This is a genomic window from Echinicola arenosa, from assembly GCF_014841125.1.
Lineage (GTDB): Bacteria > Bacteroidota > Bacteroidia > Cytophagales > Cyclobacteriaceae > Echinicola > Echinicola arenosa.
The window spans coordinates 140234-157814 of record NZ_JACYTQ010000010.1; the positions used below are offsets into that span (position 1 = coordinate 140234).

13 protein-coding genes are annotated in these 17581 nt (G+C 39.1%); 4 read left to right on the top strand and 9 right to left on the bottom strand.

The genetic code is table 11. From position 1 onward, the window contains the following. Nucleotides 1-5 precede the first annotated feature (5 nt). The 4 genes from ribD to IFO69_RS20430 form a co-directional block, all read right to left on the bottom strand. Complete coding sequence (gene ribD, locus IFO69_RS20415; protein ID WP_192012003.1) at nt 6-1034, bottom strand: bifunctional diaminohydroxyphosphoribosylaminopyrimidine deaminase/5-amino-6-(5-phosphoribosylamino)uracil reductase RibD; 1029 nt, start codon at nt 1032-1034, stop codon at nt 6-8. A 22-nt stretch (nt 1035-1056) separates the two neighbouring features. After that, nucleotides 1057-1863 carry a DUF4382 domain-containing protein gene (locus IFO69_RS20420; RefSeq protein ID WP_192012004.1) on the bottom strand — a complete coding sequence of 269 codons (807 nt, stop codon included), beginning with the start codon at nt 1861-1863 and terminating at the stop codon, nt 1057-1059. Between the two features lie 205 nt (nt 1864-2068). Further along, entirely contained in the window at nt 2069-2905 is an 837-nt protein-coding gene (locus IFO69_RS20425) for a DUF4382 domain-containing protein (protein WP_192012005.1), read from the bottom strand. 265 nt (nt 2906-3170) lie between these two features. Then, the gene (locus IFO69_RS20430) at nt 3171-4229 is read right to left on the bottom strand and encodes a carbohydrate-binding family 9-like protein (RefSeq protein WP_192012006.1); all 1059 of its coding nucleotides are present in this window, start codon (nt 4227-4229) and stop codon (nt 3171-3173) included. Between the two features lie 175 nt (nt 4230-4404). On the opposite strand from IFO69_RS20430, the gene dgt reads away from it, so the two are divergent. The 3 genes from dgt (at nt 4405) to IFO69_RS20445 (ending at nt 10950) form a co-directional block, all read left to right on the top strand. Next, a complete protein-coding gene (dgt, locus tag IFO69_RS20435) occupies nt 4405-5751 on the top strand; it encodes a dGTP triphosphohydrolase (RefSeq protein ID WP_192012007.1) in 1347 nt (448 codons plus the stop codon). Nucleotides 5752-6880: 1129 nt separating this feature from the next. Further along, a complete protein-coding gene (gene ileS, locus IFO69_RS20440; protein ID WP_192012008.1) occupies nt 6881-10267 on the top strand; it encodes an isoleucine--tRNA ligase in 3387 nt (1128 codons plus the stop codon). 41 nt (nt 10268-10308) lie between these two features. Further along, nucleotides 10309-10950 (top strand): lipoprotein signal peptidase, encoded by a 642-nt coding sequence (locus tag IFO69_RS20445; RefSeq protein WP_192012009.1) that lies wholly within the window; start codon nt 10309-10311, stop codon nt 10948-10950. Between the two features lie 9 nt (nt 10951-10959). Here the strand turns inward: IFO69_RS20445 and IFO69_RS20450 are convergent, their stop codons facing one another. From IFO69_RS20450 to IFO69_RS20460, 3 genes are all read right to left on the bottom strand, one after another. After that, the gene (locus tag IFO69_RS20450; RefSeq protein WP_192012010.1) at nt 10960-11109 is read right to left on the bottom strand and encodes a hypothetical protein; all 150 of its coding nucleotides are present in this window, start codon (nt 11107-11109) and stop codon (nt 10960-10962) included. A 257-nt stretch (nt 11110-11366) separates the two neighbouring features. After that, a complete protein-coding gene (locus tag IFO69_RS20455) occupies nt 11367-11939 on the bottom strand; it encodes a hypothetical protein (RefSeq protein ID WP_192012011.1) in 573 nt (190 codons plus the stop codon). Nucleotides 11940-12185: 246 nt separating this feature from the next. After that, a complete protein-coding gene (locus IFO69_RS20460; protein ID WP_192012012.1) occupies nt 12186-12395 on the bottom strand; it encodes a hypothetical protein in 210 nt (69 codons plus the stop codon). An 87-nt stretch (nt 12396-12482) separates the two neighbouring features. Here IFO69_RS20460 and IFO69_RS20465 point away from each other — a divergent pair, with 87 nt between their 5' ends. Then, the gene (locus IFO69_RS20465) at nt 12483-13064 is read left to right on the top strand and encodes a group II intron maturase-specific domain-containing protein (protein ID WP_317173493.1); all 582 of its coding nucleotides are present in this window, start codon (nt 12483-12485) and stop codon (nt 13062-13064) included. 199 nt (nt 13065-13263) lie between these two features. On the opposite strand, the gene IFO69_RS20470 is transcribed toward IFO69_RS20465, so the two are convergent. Both IFO69_RS20470 and IFO69_RS20475 read right to left on the bottom strand, forming a co-directional pair. After that, complete coding sequence (locus IFO69_RS20470; protein WP_192012013.1) at nt 13264-16758, bottom strand: SMEK domain-containing protein; 3495 nt, start codon at nt 16756-16758, stop codon at nt 13264-13266. A 181-nt stretch (nt 16759-16939) separates the two neighbouring features. Then, nucleotides 16940-17437, bottom strand: coding sequence for a hypothetical protein (locus IFO69_RS20475; protein WP_192012014.1), 498 nt, complete (start codon nt 17435-17437; stop codon nt 16940-16942). Nucleotides 17438-17581: the final 144 nt, after the last annotated feature.

Genomic DNA, 17581 nt, shown 5'->3' on the forward strand with positions numbered 1-17581 from the left:
AAATGTTAATGACCAGATTGATAAACTTCCAATTGATCATTCATAATTTGAAGGGTTTCCACTGGATTTTGCGCTAATCTAGGGGCAGGAATGCCACTTTCAAATCGGCTTTGGCCAGTAAACACCCGGGCCTCATCCCAAAGTTCACTTTGTATAAACTTTTGTAATAAAAAGGATCCTCCCTCAATGATCACACTTTGTACTTTCCTTTGATGAAGATCCTCCAACACATCTGCTACGGAAAAGTCTTTTTCCAATTTGACATAATCCAGATTTTCCTGTGACTCATTTTTGATCAGGTTATAGCAGACTGTTGGAATGCTTCTATCAAAAAGGGCCAGGTTAGCATCCAAGGTCAACTGCTTGTCCAATACAATCCGCAGCGGATCTTTCCCTTCCCAGTCCCTCACATTCAATTTTGGATTATCAAAATGGGCTGTTTTGGTGCCTACCATGATAGCATCTTCCTCCGCCCGCCACTTATGGACCAATTGTCTGCTATAGGAATTGGAGATCCATTTGCTATCATAGTTGGCCCTGGCTACGAAGCCATCTTGTGTTTGGGCCCACTTCAGGATGACATAGGGCCGTTGCTTTTCGATGGAAGTAAAAAAACGCTTGTTTTGGATTCTTGCTTCTTTTTCCATGACACCAGTGACAACCTCAATGCCAGCATCCCTGAGAATTTTGATGCCCTTACCACCCACTAGCGGATTACTGTCAAAGGCGGCGATCACCACCTTATTGACCTGTTTTTCCACTAGTAGGTTGGCACAGGGTGGTGTTTTTCCAAAATGTGCACAGGGCTCCAAGGTGACATAGACTGTCGCTTCTTTAAGTAAGCTTTGGTCAGCTACATCATGGACAGCATTGGGCTCCGCATGAGGGCCGCCGTATTGTTGATGATAGCCTTCACCTATAATTCTGTCTTGATGGACGATTACACAGCCTACCATAGGATTAGGACTAACATGCCCTCTACCCAACTCTGCCAACTCTAAGGCCCGCAACATATATGGATTAAAGTCCTTCATGTTTTAGCGTCAATTGAGTTTCCTAATCCTCATCAGGTGTGGGTAGAAGTATTGTCTCCATAGCTGATAAGGAATCTATTTTGGTAGTTACGGTGGTTAAGCTGTCCAAGTAAGGGGCTCTTGGGGAAATGTAAATGCTATAATCTCCAGCTTGCAAGCCATTGAAAAGAAATGCGCCGGAATCATCTGTATGCGTGGATATGGAATCTTCACCGATGATGGCATAAATGATCGGTTTCGCCTCAATTGGTGTTACTTTGCCACTAATGGATGCTACAGCGCCCGTTTCAAATGACCTCATCACAGGGTCAAGCCAGAAGACATTTTCTTGCACGGGGTCTGCAATGATGGACTTGCTCAGATCCATATCCAGTAGAATGTCATAAGACATGGCGCCGGAAAGCGAATAGTCGACATCAATGGTGGGTTCTTGGCTTTCGCTATTGAGCAAGGTCAAGGGGAGCTGTTCATCATCTTTAACCAAGTAATGGTCTTCTCCAAGAACCAATTTAATTTGGCTTATTTTGCCTAAAGGCAATTCAGAACGGCCTAATATCAATTGATTTCCATTGACAAGACTAGTCACATTGATGACATTGCTGGTTGGTACATAATCCAAGGGAATCCAATCTTTCGTTCCTGCGCTGTTTCCTCCTTGGATAAAAACTTCCACTCGCTCAATGTCTATCCAGGCCTGGTCAAAATCTCCGGGTGCATCGATCAGGTATATATTGATCAAGGCACTGTTTTCATTGGAAGAAGCATCCAGACATGAAAAAGTCAGGAATAGCATTGAAATGAAAAGTAAGGAGACGCTTTTGAATGACATTGCCTCGGTTTTTTAGTTCAGGTAAATAACGAAAAGCACATGGCTTTTGATTTAATTATTCCACAAAAGTAACCATTTCGAGTGGCAAATGACCATTGATGAATTCAAATTTTGAGGGCTTGAGATGTGGTAATCAAAATATACTGGAAAAGGCATGAAAAAAGGAGTCGAATAGACTCCTTTAAATGATAGACAGTCACTTGTCTTAGTTATTGATTTCTACTTCAATTTCTGCAGAAGTCTCTTCTAATTCTATGGGATCAAGTATCGTTACTTCTCCTTCTACGGCAGATACACTGAACAAAGTATCCGGCTCATAGCCTTCTATTGGGTCGATGATAATGGTGTATTCTCCTGTTATCAATCCCCTCAGTGCATATGCACCGATGTCATCCGTATAAGTAGAAACAGTATCTTCTCCGATAATTCCATACACTGTTGATTTGGCTTCCAAGGGTAGTACTTGTCCTTCTATGGACGCGGACTCCTCGGCAACCACCCTCAATACGGGTTTAAGAATATATTGACCAGAGTTTCCTGCTTCAACAATGGATTTGGCTGCATCAAAATCGATCACCAAATCGTACTGTATACCTGCCATTAATTCTTGATTCAGCTTAAGTTTCAATCCACTTTGTTGGGCACTTGGAGTAGTCAGAGGAATCTCCTCTCCATCCATTACCAAATAATTGTCATCTCCCAATAAAAGTCGGATTTGAGCAATTTCACCAGCTGGCACTTCTTCCGAACCAATAAAAGCTTCATTGCCGCCCACCAGGCTTAGGAGGTTTAGCTTGTCTTCATCAGCTTCATTGGGAATGGAGATCCAAGCGGAATCATCATTCTCATTTTCATCATTGGTAAGGATTTCGACTCCCAGTACTTCGATCCAAACCTCGTCATAGTCTGCTGGCGCATCAATCAAGGCAATATTTACCTGCGCACTTCCTTCCATGATGTCCTCATCTTCATTATTACAAGAGGCCAAAGCAAGTAATCCAGCGAGTCCAAAGAAATAGTTTTTGAATGGTAAAGTTTTCATTGTAACAAATAGTTGGTTTAGTTTGGTCAGGCCAAAACAATTAGCATGCCACTTGAGGTGCCAGGCAATCTAACTTTCCTGTATTCTTATATGAATATTGTTTTTTCATACAAAAATTCTATTATTTACTTTTTTATTCAGTTTATTTCCGTAAAAATCCATTTGACCTAAATTTTTGTATATAAGGAATAATTAAAAAGGCAAACCTTGGAGGCTTGCCTTTCATGAAGCGATGGTTTAGAATTGATCCGTGGGTATCGGAAGACTACTTTTTCCAGATCCTGCTATCTTCGGTGATGTACCAGGTTCCCTCTGAATCAATGGAAGGGATAGAGATTTTGTAACGGGTAGCGCTTACTTCATATTGGAGCTGGTATGCATCTAGGCTTTTGGAGGTGCCAAGTTCCGAGGTGGATGTGGCATATTTTCCGTTTTTTCGGAAATAGGCATTTTGAAGATGGAACACCTCTCTTAATGCATCTTTCACGCTTTCATCTTTTTTTATTTGGAAAGCCACTTTTTCTTGGTCAACCGGACTTTTGGCGAATTGAAGGTACCCCCAGTATTCCGGTAAATGCATATTGATATGTCCTTGCGGAGACCAGACCCAATTGTACTCCGGAAAGTTTTTTCCGGTTTCTGGATTGATCTTTTTCGCATATTTATCGCCTTGGGCTTCCAACTGCCACTGGACACGGGAGAAATTAATGCGCCACTGGTCACCATCTCTTGGAACTGTTGCATTGGGGCCACGTTGGGAAAGTGCCTCAAATGGAATGGCCATTTCTACCACCCATGACTGGTCTTTATCGGAAGGGTCATTGATGGTGCCATTGAGTTGAATTCCTTTTTTGAAACCATTAATGTTCCAGCCATTAATGGGAGAACCTCCATTTCTGTAAGGTTGGGTCATCATGAGATCCCATTCAGTGCCTAGGGCGTTGATCTCCAGTTCGTAGTAATGATGAGTGTCTCCGTCTGGATCAATAAAAACCTCAATGTCATTTTCATGAAAAATCACAGATTCACGTTTGGTGTAGGTGGCCCAAAGATCAGGCTCTTCCATCCAAACCGCGATATAGAGATTTTTATCATCCCAGAGCATTTTCAATTTGGTGTCATAAAGTGGAGCAGGTTTTTTATCTCCTTCAATGTCTACAAATAGATCTGACCACTCTGCCGCTTGCCAATCCTCTTCTTGTAGCTTTCCGTCCATTTCCAAAGGGCCCGTCGTCTGATGTGCCACATAGTGTTTTCTGTTTGCTAAATCTTGGGCACTCAGAATGCTTGGCGCCAAAATCAGTAGGAGAACTAACTTATTCATATGATTTAGTTGTAGGGTTTTATTCATTTTTGAAGGCGCTAATATATTTAAATAAGCTTAATCCTTCATTGGTTTTTGATTCATTTACATCAACGGAGAAGGGGCTATAAGCAGAGTTAATTGATTTTATAGGTGATTTTGACAAGATTCTTACTTTGGATCATTAATTTTGGACATGATGAATTGGGAACAGCTGTTAAGAGCGGGTAGATCTGATCTGAAAAAGAAGACAGAAACTATCCCTGATCAATATAGAAGTGAGTTTGAACGGGATTATGACCGGATTATTTTTTCTGCTCCATTTAGAAACCTGCAGGATAAAACGCAAGTATTTCCATTGCCGGAATTGGATTTTGTGCACACCCGGCTTACCCATAGCTTGGAGGTTTCGAGTGTGGGAAGGTCTCTGGGAAAGTCAGCTGGAGAGTTTTTATTACAAAAATATCCCCAACTGAGTGAAAAAGGAATAGGGTCCAGTGATATTGGTGCGATAGTAGCTGCTGCTGCCTTGACCCATGATATTGGCAACCCTCCTTTTGGACATTCAGGAGAAGATGCCATTTCTGACTTTTTTAAATTTCATCCCTGTGGAAATATCTGGAAAGACCATCTGCAAGAAGAGGAATGGGCGGACATGACCAGTTTTGAAGGCAATGCACAGGGGTTCCGAATGCTGCTGGAAAAAGATAATGGCTTACAGCTTTCTTTTGCCACATTGGCGGCATTTACAAAATACCCCAGGCCAGCACTGATTACGAAAAGGGATAAAGCAAGAAGGAGCCAAAAGAAGTATGGTTTCTTTTCAGATCAAATACCACATTACAAGCGTTTGGCGGAACTGCTGGGGATTCCGTCATCAGGAAAAAACACTTGGTTTAGACATCCACTTGCCTTTTTGGTGGAGGCTGCTGACGATATTTGTTACAGCATTATTGACTTGGAAGATGGATGTACCTTGGGCTTGGTCCAGCTGGAGGCTGTCGTGGATTTGCTGGCCAGGATAATCGGAGAGCGGTTTGATGAAGAAAAACTCAACTCCCTTAAATCCAAAGCACAGAAATTGGCGATTCTTAGGGCCATGGCCATTGGAAGATTGGTGGATGAAACGGTGGCAGCTTTTAGGGAACATGAAGAGGAAATGTTGACAGGTGACTTTGATCAGGCATTGACTGATATCATTCCTTCTGCTCCAGTTTTGGAAGAAATCAGCCAACTGTCCGTGCAGAAAATATACCGATCCCAGCCAGTTTTGGAAAAGGAAGCCGCAGGCTTTCAGGTGCTGGAAGGGCTTTTAGAGGTGTTTTCAAAGGCGCTATTCAATAAGTATTTTGATGCGGCGCAGTTTTCTGGTAAAGATAAAAGTATCCTAAGATTACTGCCGGAAGAGTTCCAGCTGGACAAAGAAGTCCTGATGCCTTATTTACTTTTAAGAAATTTGATAGATTTTATTTCTGGCATGACTGACAAATATGCCTTGTCACTCTATCGCAAAGTGAAGGGGATATCTCTGCCAGGTGCCTAAAAAATAAGCCAAGGGAGCTGACTTGATGTCAGCAACCCTTGGCCATTGCGGTTGATTTAATATTTTGTTTTATTAGCTATTTTTATGCCAAACTTTTTATTTACAGGTTGTTAATTCTTATTGTGACAAATTTTATTCTGTTTTTTAAGAGTTGTTTGTGCAGCCTGCTCCTAAGTGCAAGCCAACACAAACACACTAACAACTAACCCTAACAATCTAATCTTATGTTCTTGACCTTATGTTATATCGTTTTTCTAGTTAACCCATTGTTTTAGTTCTATATTTTGATAAAACTTATTATTTGAATTAATCTTTTAAAAACTGATAATTGAAAATGTTTTTTAGCAATTAAGTTTGTTTCCTAGGCTTTACTCTTCATTTCTTTTCCTTAGATGAAAAGAAACGAAGCAAAGAAAAATCAAGACACAGCTAAAGCTTCTTCCCGCAAAGCCACCGCCGCCCCGCAGCTGTGTCGACCTCCCCGCCATAAAAGATTTCAAGCTGAATGACTTTAATTTACTAGCACAGCGTGTTCTAGATAAGCCTTCACTAAATTCAGAAATTTCATGATCATCAAAGTCTCATTATGCTTATAAGGCCTCTGATCAATTCTTATTGACTTTTCATTCTTGAAATTGTGAAAAGAATTAGGCAGGTAAGAAAAAACTTAGCAAAATCTAACTTATTTATATGGGAACCGGATGGAAATGGGCGGTGTAAATCCTGCTTTGTTATCAGCCATATGAGCTTTGAAAGAAGGGGTGAAGTTGTTTTTAAGGATAAAAGTCCCCTTACAATACTAATTTAGTTTTGCTGGACTTGGTTTTTGAGAAGGACGGCTGACCCGTTGAGTTTCTATTGGGCATTTGATTGAGAGAATTTGGCCAAATAATCTGTGAGCAGAGCCTGATTAAAACCACAAAAAAGTAAAACCCTTGCGCCCAAAGTGGAGTTTTTATGGATGAAATCAGGGGCAAAGCGAGTTTTTCTATTTTCGCCATACAGAAACCCTAGTTTTCTATTAACTTTGTGCCTGCTTTTGAAAGGGTTAAAAGGAGACATTTAAATCAAGTGTTCCCTACCTTTTGCAGCCAAAGAATTGAGTAAGAAGTAATAATATAGAGATATCGTGAAGAAATATCAGGAGTTCAAACAAGTAGATTATCCCGGAATAGGAGAAAGTGTACTGAGTTACTGGCAGGAAAACAAGATTTTCGAAAAGTCCGTTGAAAATCGTGAAGGTGCGGAAACCTTTACTTTCTTTGAAGGCCCGCCTTCAGCAAATGGTACACCGGGTATTCACCATGTGATGGCAAGGACCCTGAAGGATATTTTTTGCCGATATAAAACCCTCAAAGGATTTCAGGTTAAGCGTAAAGGTGGCTGGGATACCCATGGCCTACCAGTTGAGCTTCAAGTGGAGAAGGAATTGGGCATCACCAAAGAGGATATCGGAAAGAAAATCTCTGTAGAAGAATACAATAAAAAATGCCGGGAGACGGTCATGCGCTTTAAAAATGAGTGGGATGACCTGACCGAAAAGATTGGTTATTGGGTGGATTTAGACGATCCATATATCACCTTTGACCCAAAATACATTGAGTCTTTGTGGAGCTTGCTTAAGCGATTGTATGAAAAAGACCTGCTTTACAAGGGCTATACCATCCAGCCTTATTCTCCTGCAGCAGGAACGGGCTTGTCCTCTCACGAGCTGAACCAGCCAGGTTGCTACAGGGATGTCAAGGATACTTCCATCACGGCACAGTTTAAAGTGAAGGGCCGGGAAAATGAATACATCATTGCCTGGACCACCACTCCTTGGACTTTGCCTTCCAACTCTGCCTTGGCCATCGGAGAGAAACTGGATTATGTGAAAGTAAAAACCTTCAACCCTTATACCTATCAGGAGCAGACCGTTATTTTGGCTAAAGCCAGAATGGCGGCTTTGTTTAACAAAAAGGCTGAAGGGCTGAAAATAGAAGATTATAAACCTGGCGATAAGCTGATTCCTTTTGAGGTGGTAGAAGAGTTCAAAGGAAAAGACATGCTGGGCATGGAGTATGAGCCGCTTTTCCCGATTGAAGGAATAGCACTTCCCCATCCAGCTTTTACAGTGATTTCTGCTGATTATGTTACTACTGAAGACGGTACAGGTATCGTTCACTTGGCCAAAGCCTTTGGGGCGGATGACTTTAGGGCCTTGGTGCAGGCGGGAGTTCCTGGGGTTTTTGTAAAAGATGACCAAGGAAATGAAATCCCCGTAGTGGATAAGCAAGGAAGATTCTTACCGGTAGTGGGAGAATATTTGCTGGCCAAAATGAAGGAGCACCAGATCACTGCCCATAAGGAATATGGGGTGGATGATTTCTACGTAAAGAATTACTTGAAAGAAGATGAAAATGCACCGGAGTATAAAAATACCGACGTGATCATTTCCATCATCTTGAAAAATGAAAATAAAGCTTTCAAAGTAGAGAAGTACGAGCACAGTTACCCACATTGCTGGAGAACTGACATGCCAGTGCTTTATTATCCACTGGAAAGCTGGTTTATCAAAACCACCGCTTGCAAGGATAGATTGGTGGAATTGAACAAAACCATCAACTGGAAGCCTGAGGCAACAGGAACAGGTCGTTTTGGCAACTGGCTGGAAAACTTGGTGGATTGGAACCTGAGCCGTTCCCGCTTCTGGGGAACCCCGCTTCCGGTTTGGAGAAATGAAGATGCCACCGAAACCAAATGTATTGGTTCCATTGCGGAACTGAATGAGGAAATTGAGCTGTCCATTGCCAAGGGATTTATGACCGAGTCTCCTTTCAAAGGAGAGGAAGTGGACCTTCACCGACCTTATGTAGATGATGTGATCTTGGTGGATTCACAGGGCAATAAAATGTTCCGTGAGCCGGACTTGATCGATGTATGGTTTGACTCAGGAGCGATGCCATACGCGCAGTGGCATTATCCGTTTGAGAATGAAGACATCTTCAAGGCCAATTATCCAGCGGATTACATCGCCGAAGGGGTGGATCAGACCAGGGGGTGGTTCTTTACCCTCCATGCGATAGCGGTGATGTTGTTTGACAGCGTGGCTTTCAAAAATGTGATTGCCAATGGTTTGGTGCTGGACAAAAATGGAAATAAAATGTCCAAGCGATTGGGCAATGCGGTAGATCCATTTAAGACTTTGAAAGAGTATGGGCCGGATGCTTTGCGTTGGTACATGCTTTCCAATGCCAATCCATGGGACAACTTGAAATTTAACCTGGAAGGCGTTGCTGAGGTACAGCGTAGGTTCTTCGGTACCCTGCAAAATACTTATAACTTCTTTGCGTTATATGCCAACTTGGATCACTTCACCTATGATGCCAGCAAAATGGTGGCCGTCAGTGAAAGACCTGAATTGGATAGATGGATCATTTCCAAATTGCAGTCACTTATCACGGAAGTGGAAAACTCCATGGACAATTATGATGCGACCAGGGCAACCAGGGCCATCATGAACTTCACCGTGGACCAACTGTCCAACTGGTATGTGAGGTTGGCCAGAAAGCGTTTCTGGAGAGGTGATATGAACGAGGACAAGCAAGCTGCTTACGAGACTTTGTATGAATGCTTGACCACCCTTTGCCAGTTGATGTCCTCATTTGCTCCTTTCTATGCCGATTGGATGTACAAGAACTTGACCGGTGGAGCAAAAGAAGCAGGGCAGGAAATTGCGGAGTCAGTTCACTTGACGGATTGGCAAGCCGCTGATGAGGCTTTGATCAATACCGACCTAGAAGCGAGCATGCAATTGGCACAGGACATTTCATCCTTGGTGCACAGCCTGCGTAAAAAGGATAAATTGAAAGTGCGTCAGCCACTTCAAAAGATTTTGATCCCGATTTTGAGTGAAAAGACCAGAGAGCAGATTGAACATGTGGAGGAGCTGATCAAGTCGGAAGTAAATATCAAGGGGGTGGAATATATCGATGATGCCTCAGGCATATTGGTGAAGAATGCCAAACCAAACTTCCCGCTATTGGGTAAGCGTTTTGGTCCTAAAATGAAGTTGGTAGCTGCTGTGATCAATCAATGGGGGCAAGAAGACATTAGTGCCATTGAGCGAAATGGTGCTGTAGAGATCGACTTGGATGGAGAGAAAGCCACGCTTAACCTGGAGGAAGTGTTGATTACCTCCCAGGATATTCCAGGCTGGTCTGTAGCCAGTGACAATGGCATCACCGTGGCCTTGGATGTGACTTTGACGGATGAATTGAAGCAGGAAGGTATCGCCCGGGATTTGGTGAACAGGATCCAAAATCTGAGAAAGGATATGGGGCTGGAAGTGCAGGACAAGATTACCATCAAAGTGGCCCAATTGAATGAGCAAGTAGACCAAGCTTTGGTCAACTTCTCGGATTATATCCAAGCTGAAACGCAGGCCCTTTCGCTTTCCGTGAATGGAGATGTGAGCGAGGGTACGGTCTTGGACATGGATGAATTTGAATTAAAAGTAAAGGTAGAAAAAGTATAAGAGGCTGCTGATGCAGTCTTAGGCTTCTGAAAAAATAGAAAATGAAATATTTAAAGTACTTTGGCATTACCTTACTGGTCATCCTTATCGATCAGCTTGTGAAATTGGCAGTGGATTCCAATATGACCATGGGCTCTGCCGGCCAAATCAAAATCTTTGGGGACTGGTTCAAGCTCCATTATACCACCAACCCCGGGATGGCCTTTGGGATGCAACTGGGCTCTGAGTATGGAAAGCTGATCCTTACCTCTTTTAGGCTGGTGGCCATGGTAGGTATAGGTTATTACCTTTACTATTTGATCAGCAAGAAAGTCCATGCCGGGTATATTGTGTGCATTGCGATGATCCTCGGTGGTGCCATCGGAAACTTGGTGGACAGTGTGTTCTATGGGGTTTGGTTAAACAATGCGCCCTATGATGCCAGTACACCTTGGTTTCATGGTCAGGTAGTGGACATGTTCTACATCGATATTTGGGAAGGCTTTATCCCGGATTGGGTACCCTTGTGGGGAGGAAGTTATACCGCACTTTGGCCGATCTTCAATGTCGCTGATGCTTCGATCTTTATTGGTGTAGCCATTATCCTGCTCTTCCAAAAACGGTTTTTTGGTGAAACAACCAAAGAAGGCAAAAAAGACGAAGAGGAAGATGAAATACAGAAGCAGTTTATAGAAGAGAAATAAGAAACGATATCAAAAGCCCTGAAGCATTTCAGGGCTTTTTTTGGATTCATCTAAGAACAATTCCAAAATAGTCCACTGAGTGATCAGATAAGTACCTTGGCTTTCCTTATAATTGCCCTTTCCAAGCAACCATTCGTTCAATATTGAATTTATGTTCAAACCTGCCCAATTTGGCAGGTTTGGTGGTTCCGGGTACCCGAATACTTAGATACTACTACACCTTTTTCAAGTTTCGTTCTATTATTTCATTCTATTTCTAACAGTTAAAATATCATTATTGTTGTATAGTTCAAAGTTAGCAATTTTGTCGCCTTTCAAACTGTCCAGTTTTTGGGGTAGCTTACAGTAATGTCTTTATTTTTAAGCAGTTAATAGGGGTTTGCTGTAGCCGATGTGCCACACGTTTTTTCTTTATCTTAGTCCATGTACCCTTTAAATTCAATCTTTTCAAGCCTGTTATTTACGAATTTAAGGTCAATCCATTCGAGAACTTCCAGGTTTTGAAGTCGAATAAAGTCTGGGAAGTTGTCGGCTGATTTTAGTTGTTCTTTAATTTCAGATTTTGTCATCCCAATTCGAATTCCTTGTCTGGTCGGAAAACGGTCAGAGTTAATGTCAGCAGCAGTCACCCAATTTTCAGAAGCGGTTTTATAAACTTCGAAAGTGTCTACATTAATTGTCACTTGAAAGGATGTGTCGATTTGATTGTCTACGTGCGGATTTTTATAGGTCTGGTAGTTCGTTGACGAGCTTTCAATCGAAGTCAGTCGTTTCAATGGATTTTCTCCAAAATCGAACGGATCAATTGTAAATTCTGAGTCGACAATTATAAGGGTGTCCTTTGGTGAGTCTGAATTAACCATCTCTGTCTTTGTCGTTTTATCGGAAGAGTTGGTGTTGTCACTTGCAGATTCTGTTATCTTTTCAGTCGTTTGAGAACAACTAATAGTCAGACCGAGAAGCAATATTATAAATGGTCTAAGTTTCATTTTTTAATGTGTGCCAACTTGTATATCTGTTCACTAAAGGTTTAACAAGCCCCATTTTTTGCTGGATTGGCATACCTTTCGTGAATTTTATTTTAAGATATCATTTTTATCCATTATTTGGTATACCAAAATGGTTAAAGATGGATATTGTCCTCTAAACTAAAGAATGCCCAAAACAAATAAAATACTTCATATTGGGTATGATATCCTTCGAAAGTCCCCTTCAATAAAGTCCAAGCCAAAAGTCTACGTATCCTCTACTGTATCTCTAATAGGACTTAGAGCATCTATATGGAAAGACCTAACCTTTTCCCTTACAAAACCACCCAATGAAGTTTGAAAGATCTCTGGCCGTTCACATAAAAGCTCCTTTTTATCAAAATCCACTCTAGATATTATAATTTGTTCTTCATAACGGGAATTACAAATTCCCGAGATATGAAGGCGAAGTGACATACTTCGCCTAGAGGGGGAAACCTGAAATACGTCCGCTATGCTGACGACTTCAGCATCTACACCAAGTCAAAAAGAGAAGCAAAGAAGGTGGGGAACGAGATTTACCTCTTTCTAAGAGATAAGCTTAGGTTACCCATCAACAGGGAGAAAAGCGGCATCCGAATACCCTCCAACTTCGAACTGCTGGGACATGCATTTGTACCAACATATCAGAAGGGGGCCAAAGGAAAATACCAATTGGTGGTGAAGAAAAACAGTTGGGAATCACTCAAACGCAAGCTCAAACAGCTTACCAAGAAGACCAAACCGTACAGTCTTGAGGAACGGCTCCAAAAGCTTAGAGAGGTCTGGATGGGATGGGTAAATAATTACCGCCTTGCCAGTATCACCGCAAAGCTAAAATCACTCGATGAGTGGATGAGGAACCGACTCCGTTACTGTATCTGGTCCGCCGCGGCGGAGAAGAAACCTGAGCGGAAACGCAAAAACCTGATCAGATTGGGAGTTGACCAAGACCATGCTTACGCATGGAGTAGAACCAGAAAAGGCGGCTGGGCAGTAGCCCAGAGTCCGATTCTGATCACGACTATCACTTTGTCACGCCTGAGAAGAAAAGGGTACGAGTCGATGCTTTCCTACTACATCAAATCGCAACCTACAATCCAGTGAACCGCCGTATACGAGACCCGTATCCCGAAAGCTTTCGGGAGTGGTGTGTGAGGCGCACCGTGAGCTTATAGCTCACGGCCGTCTACACGATTGTGCTTTCGTACTTTTTCCCTTCTGTTTGTCAGCGTTGGCAAAGGCATACTCTTTTGCAATTTTTGGCTTGCGTGTCGGCTGATGCGAATTGCAAATGTGTATGGCTTTAAGCGTTGGCGTATTCATACAGTTTTTTCCATATCATTTCATCAACTTTTTTAATTTCTCCCAAAGCTCCATTTACATTGTGTTCGTTATTTGAAATATTATCAATTTTCTTTTTTAAGTCTTCAATAGGAAGTTCACAAAGCAGTTTTTTAGCATAATCAATGTCAATTTTTCCAAGTGTATTTAATCCTGATGATAATTTCCTAAATCCAACGTTTTTATATGACCTAATCAAAATTGGTTTAAAATCTATCAATAAGTCTAATGCTAAATCTTTGTCAACTTTACTTAATCGATAAAGAGAATCACAGAATTGAGAAAATTGAATAGAAACTTTCTGATTCGTATCCATTTTCCCTTTGTAGGTCTTTATCATTGAATCAGTTGTACTTGGACTTAGTTTATTTAAAATAGCAATTGAACTAAACAGACTTTCAGCTGAGCTTTCCGTTATTTTATGCTTGAATATGTTGTGTGAATTTAGATTCTTAATAATCTCATCTATTTTAGTTCTGTCGTATTTTTTCAAAACATTAAAGGCATTTGCAAGTCCTGGAAGTTTAACTTCTCTCGCTAAACCTTTTTTTACAAACAAGTAATTATCTAAACTAGAGAAAAAGGTTTTTGCTTTGACAAAATTTATTGAACTGAAATCGTTAAAAATGTTTGGTAAATGGGTTAATAAGATTTGCTTTGATTCAAGTTTCTCAACTAGATTACTTTTAAAATATGAATCCATATATTTCTCGGCTAAACCTTTATCGAAATATCCTACAGATTTGATTATATGGGAAGAAATAGAAACACTTGAACTCAAAATTCTACCGTAAATTATATCGGGATGGGCATTATCTAGTAAGAATTTGCCATACTTTCTAGCACCAACTTTATGTAAAGATTCAAGAATATGCGATATTTCCTTTCCCCTAATTTTAGATGAATTGAACTTTTCTTCTAAATCATTTTGCTCTTCAATGTGCGATAATATTTGAGAAGTAAGTTCTTCGCTCACATTGTTTATTTCAACTAAAACTCTACCAAAATCATTTAAATCACTTCGAATTAGTTTTCTATAAATAAGTTCGGCATTTAAACTGTTTGCAATATCAAGGCTTATAGTTTGGTCAATTTTTTTAAGCCTTGATAAACCGATTCCAATTTGTGGAACAGTAACGAATGCTATTGATTTTTGAAGCCTGTCTTGGGATATGTTCTTCAATATGTACTTGGCTTTCCGATTTCCAAGAACATTTATTTCGCTTAGCGTTTTCGTAATATTATCGAAATGTGTTCTACCAATTTTTGATGATATATATTCCTCATCAAGATTATTGTATATGTAAAAGGCAAGTTCAGAGTTTATGGTTTTTATTTCTGTTAATGAATTACCTAAAAACTTAAATGGCACATTATTAAAAATATCCACCCATTGTTCCTTAGATAAAATTGAAACTAATTGATGACGAATTTTAATATCCTGAAGATATTTAAAAGCTAAAGTTATCTTACTAATATTGGCACTTAGAATAATATCCTTTAATTCACCATCTGAAAAAACTTCGTAAATACGATTCTTTAAACCTTTGTTTTTTGGATGAATTGAGTAATGGGCATAGGACAATGTTAATAAACTATTTTCACCTCTCTTTAAGACGTTTGTTCTATTATCATTTTCAACTATTAACTTAGAAACTAGTTTTTCATAATTCTTTCTTGAATATATTTTCGTCAATTGAAGTATGTTTTTTAGTTCTTCCGAATTAGCACTATTTGAATTCTGGAAATACTTTACTAGTGCAAAAAAACTATCTGTACTCTTTTGAAGTTCACTGAAAATCCATTGTTCTTTATTGATACCTAAGTTGTAAAAAATCTGATAGATATTATCTGGGTAATCACAGAAAGCTTTGGATGTATTTTCGCTTATATAATCCGTGATGTTTGAGAAAATAAATCTTTCTTTTTGGCTATTAAATTGCTGTTTGAATTCAGGCTTATTGTAAAAAAGATATGCATCAATTAATAAATCAGAGAAACTCGAGTGCATAAAAAGTGACTCGTTGAAATCTTCTGTAAAGAAAAGTCCATCTTTTTCAGATGAATCATCCACCACTGATTTGGAAAACGGAATTTCAAAGGAGTACAAAGAGGCATACCTTAACAATAATTTTTGGTCAGTTGGATTTAGACCTTTTAGAAAACGAGAATAAAGATTTTTATTTAATTGAGTATCATCAAGTTCACTAAGAGTATTATTACTCTCTTGCCAATCTTTTAAGATTAATCTTAACTTGAATAAATTCTTTTTTGTTAAGTCGAATATTTTTAATGGGTTTCCTACTTTTAAATCATAGCCTTTTTTTTGCTTGTAATTTTTGTGTTTTTCAATTATACCTGATAGTTTTTCTTTATAAAAATTATCGGAATTGAATTTCTCGAAAGATAGTTTTGAGTCCTTTAACACTTCAAAAATATCCTCGGTTTCTGTATATAAATCCTTTCTTAAATCCTTTGTTATATAACGAGATACAAACAGGAAAATAATATTTGAGTATTGCTGGCTTTTTAAAAGTAATTCGTTTGCTAAAGGAAAATTCAAATGAATATCATCAATAACAAGAATGGCTGGATTGTAACCAATTTTTTCAACATCATCATAGAAATCGGCAAAACTGAGATTTTCATTTGCCTTAATTTTTATATAAAAGGGGTAATAACCTTTGTTTTTATCTGTTTGAACTCTTCTTGCAATATCAAAGGCAACTGTTGTTTTACCTGTTGAAGGAAAGCCCGTAATCAAGAATGTATTTTTGTTCTCAAAATCAATTTCTTTTTCAAAATTTTCAATCAGCCTTTCTTCTTGCTTTGTGTAATAAATAAGGTTATTCTCAAAATCAAGAATGCTTGTTCCTTCTTTATTAATTCTCGATTCTAATTCAATTTTTAGTTCATTAATCCATTTAAATCGCTTCTTTTTATAGTCTAACCCAAGTTCTTTCCAAAGAATGTTTTTAATGTTTTCTAGGTCAGAATCTTCTAATCCTTGTATCTGACTGCTTAATCTGTCGGAATAATAGATGTCCTCCTTTGGATTGAATATTTGTTCAGGTAAATCTCCGAAGTTCGTATTCCTACTAGTGCCAATTGGATTTCTTGAAGAAATAAATAAAAACTTGAGTTTTTTATACTTTTTATGGTATTCTTTCTCTATAAAAGTTGCAACAGTTTTTCTAATTTTTTCAGGTGTCGCATCAGTTGAAACTTGAAATACTGTATCATCAGAGATTAAATCAATTGCCGGATGTTTTAAAGCTATTGTATCCGCTCTTGTATAATCTGTGCTGTAAATGATTGTAAATAGCTCTCCAAATATCTTTTCTGCAATTTGTGCTTTGTCTGTCAAGTTGATGTGTGTATCAAGCTTGATAGCAGTGGTTAATAATGCTAATCCAAAATTTATATCCTTTATTATGTTTCCTGATGCAAAGTTCATTTTACTTTATTGGATTCAGCATTGGCATAAAACAGCTCTTTTGGTTTTTTAGCGTTGGCTTATGTTTTGGAAAAAAACCAAATGTGCTGTTTGTGCGGTTGGCTTTTTTCAGTATGAAACACAACGGTTAATGTAAAATGCTTTTTAATGCATTTTTACATAGTGTTAGCCACTTTTTATTTTATCCTACATTGAGTATTACAATCTCTTTGTCATCAATTAATTCTTCAAGACTCGCTTTAATAGCATCAATTCCTGCAATTTGAGCTTTTGCCAATTCAGGATCGTCATCCTCAGAAAATTCTTTGTTAAAGTTTATTAGTTCCTCCATTGGGAAATTTTCAGAATCCAATTTGTCAAGAAAAGCTTTCTTGTGATTATGTGTAAATATCATCAATGATGCTCCACGTTTTTCAGAAATCCAATCTGCAATTACATCAAATTCACTGGTCAAAAGATCGATTTTTTTATTCTCCTGAAGATAAATTAGAAGGTTTCCAAAAATATATCCAGACCATTCAAAGTCCTTTAGTTTTTTTGAGTATTCTTCTATGAAGCTCCAATAATTGTCAGTTACTGTCCTTTTGAATAAACTCTTCTTTATAATTATCTCAGAAGCTTCTTTTAAAGCATCCAATTTATCAGTTTTAATTATTCTAAAATCTGCTATTGCTGACATTTCTTTTATTTAATTGTGGCTAACGCAAAGTGTTTTAAACGTAATCTAGTCAAAAAAATAAACTATTTTCTTAAGACAATCAAGATTGCGTTTAAAACATAGTTGAACGAAGCCGGTGAAGTGCTATGGGCATTTGTCTTTCAT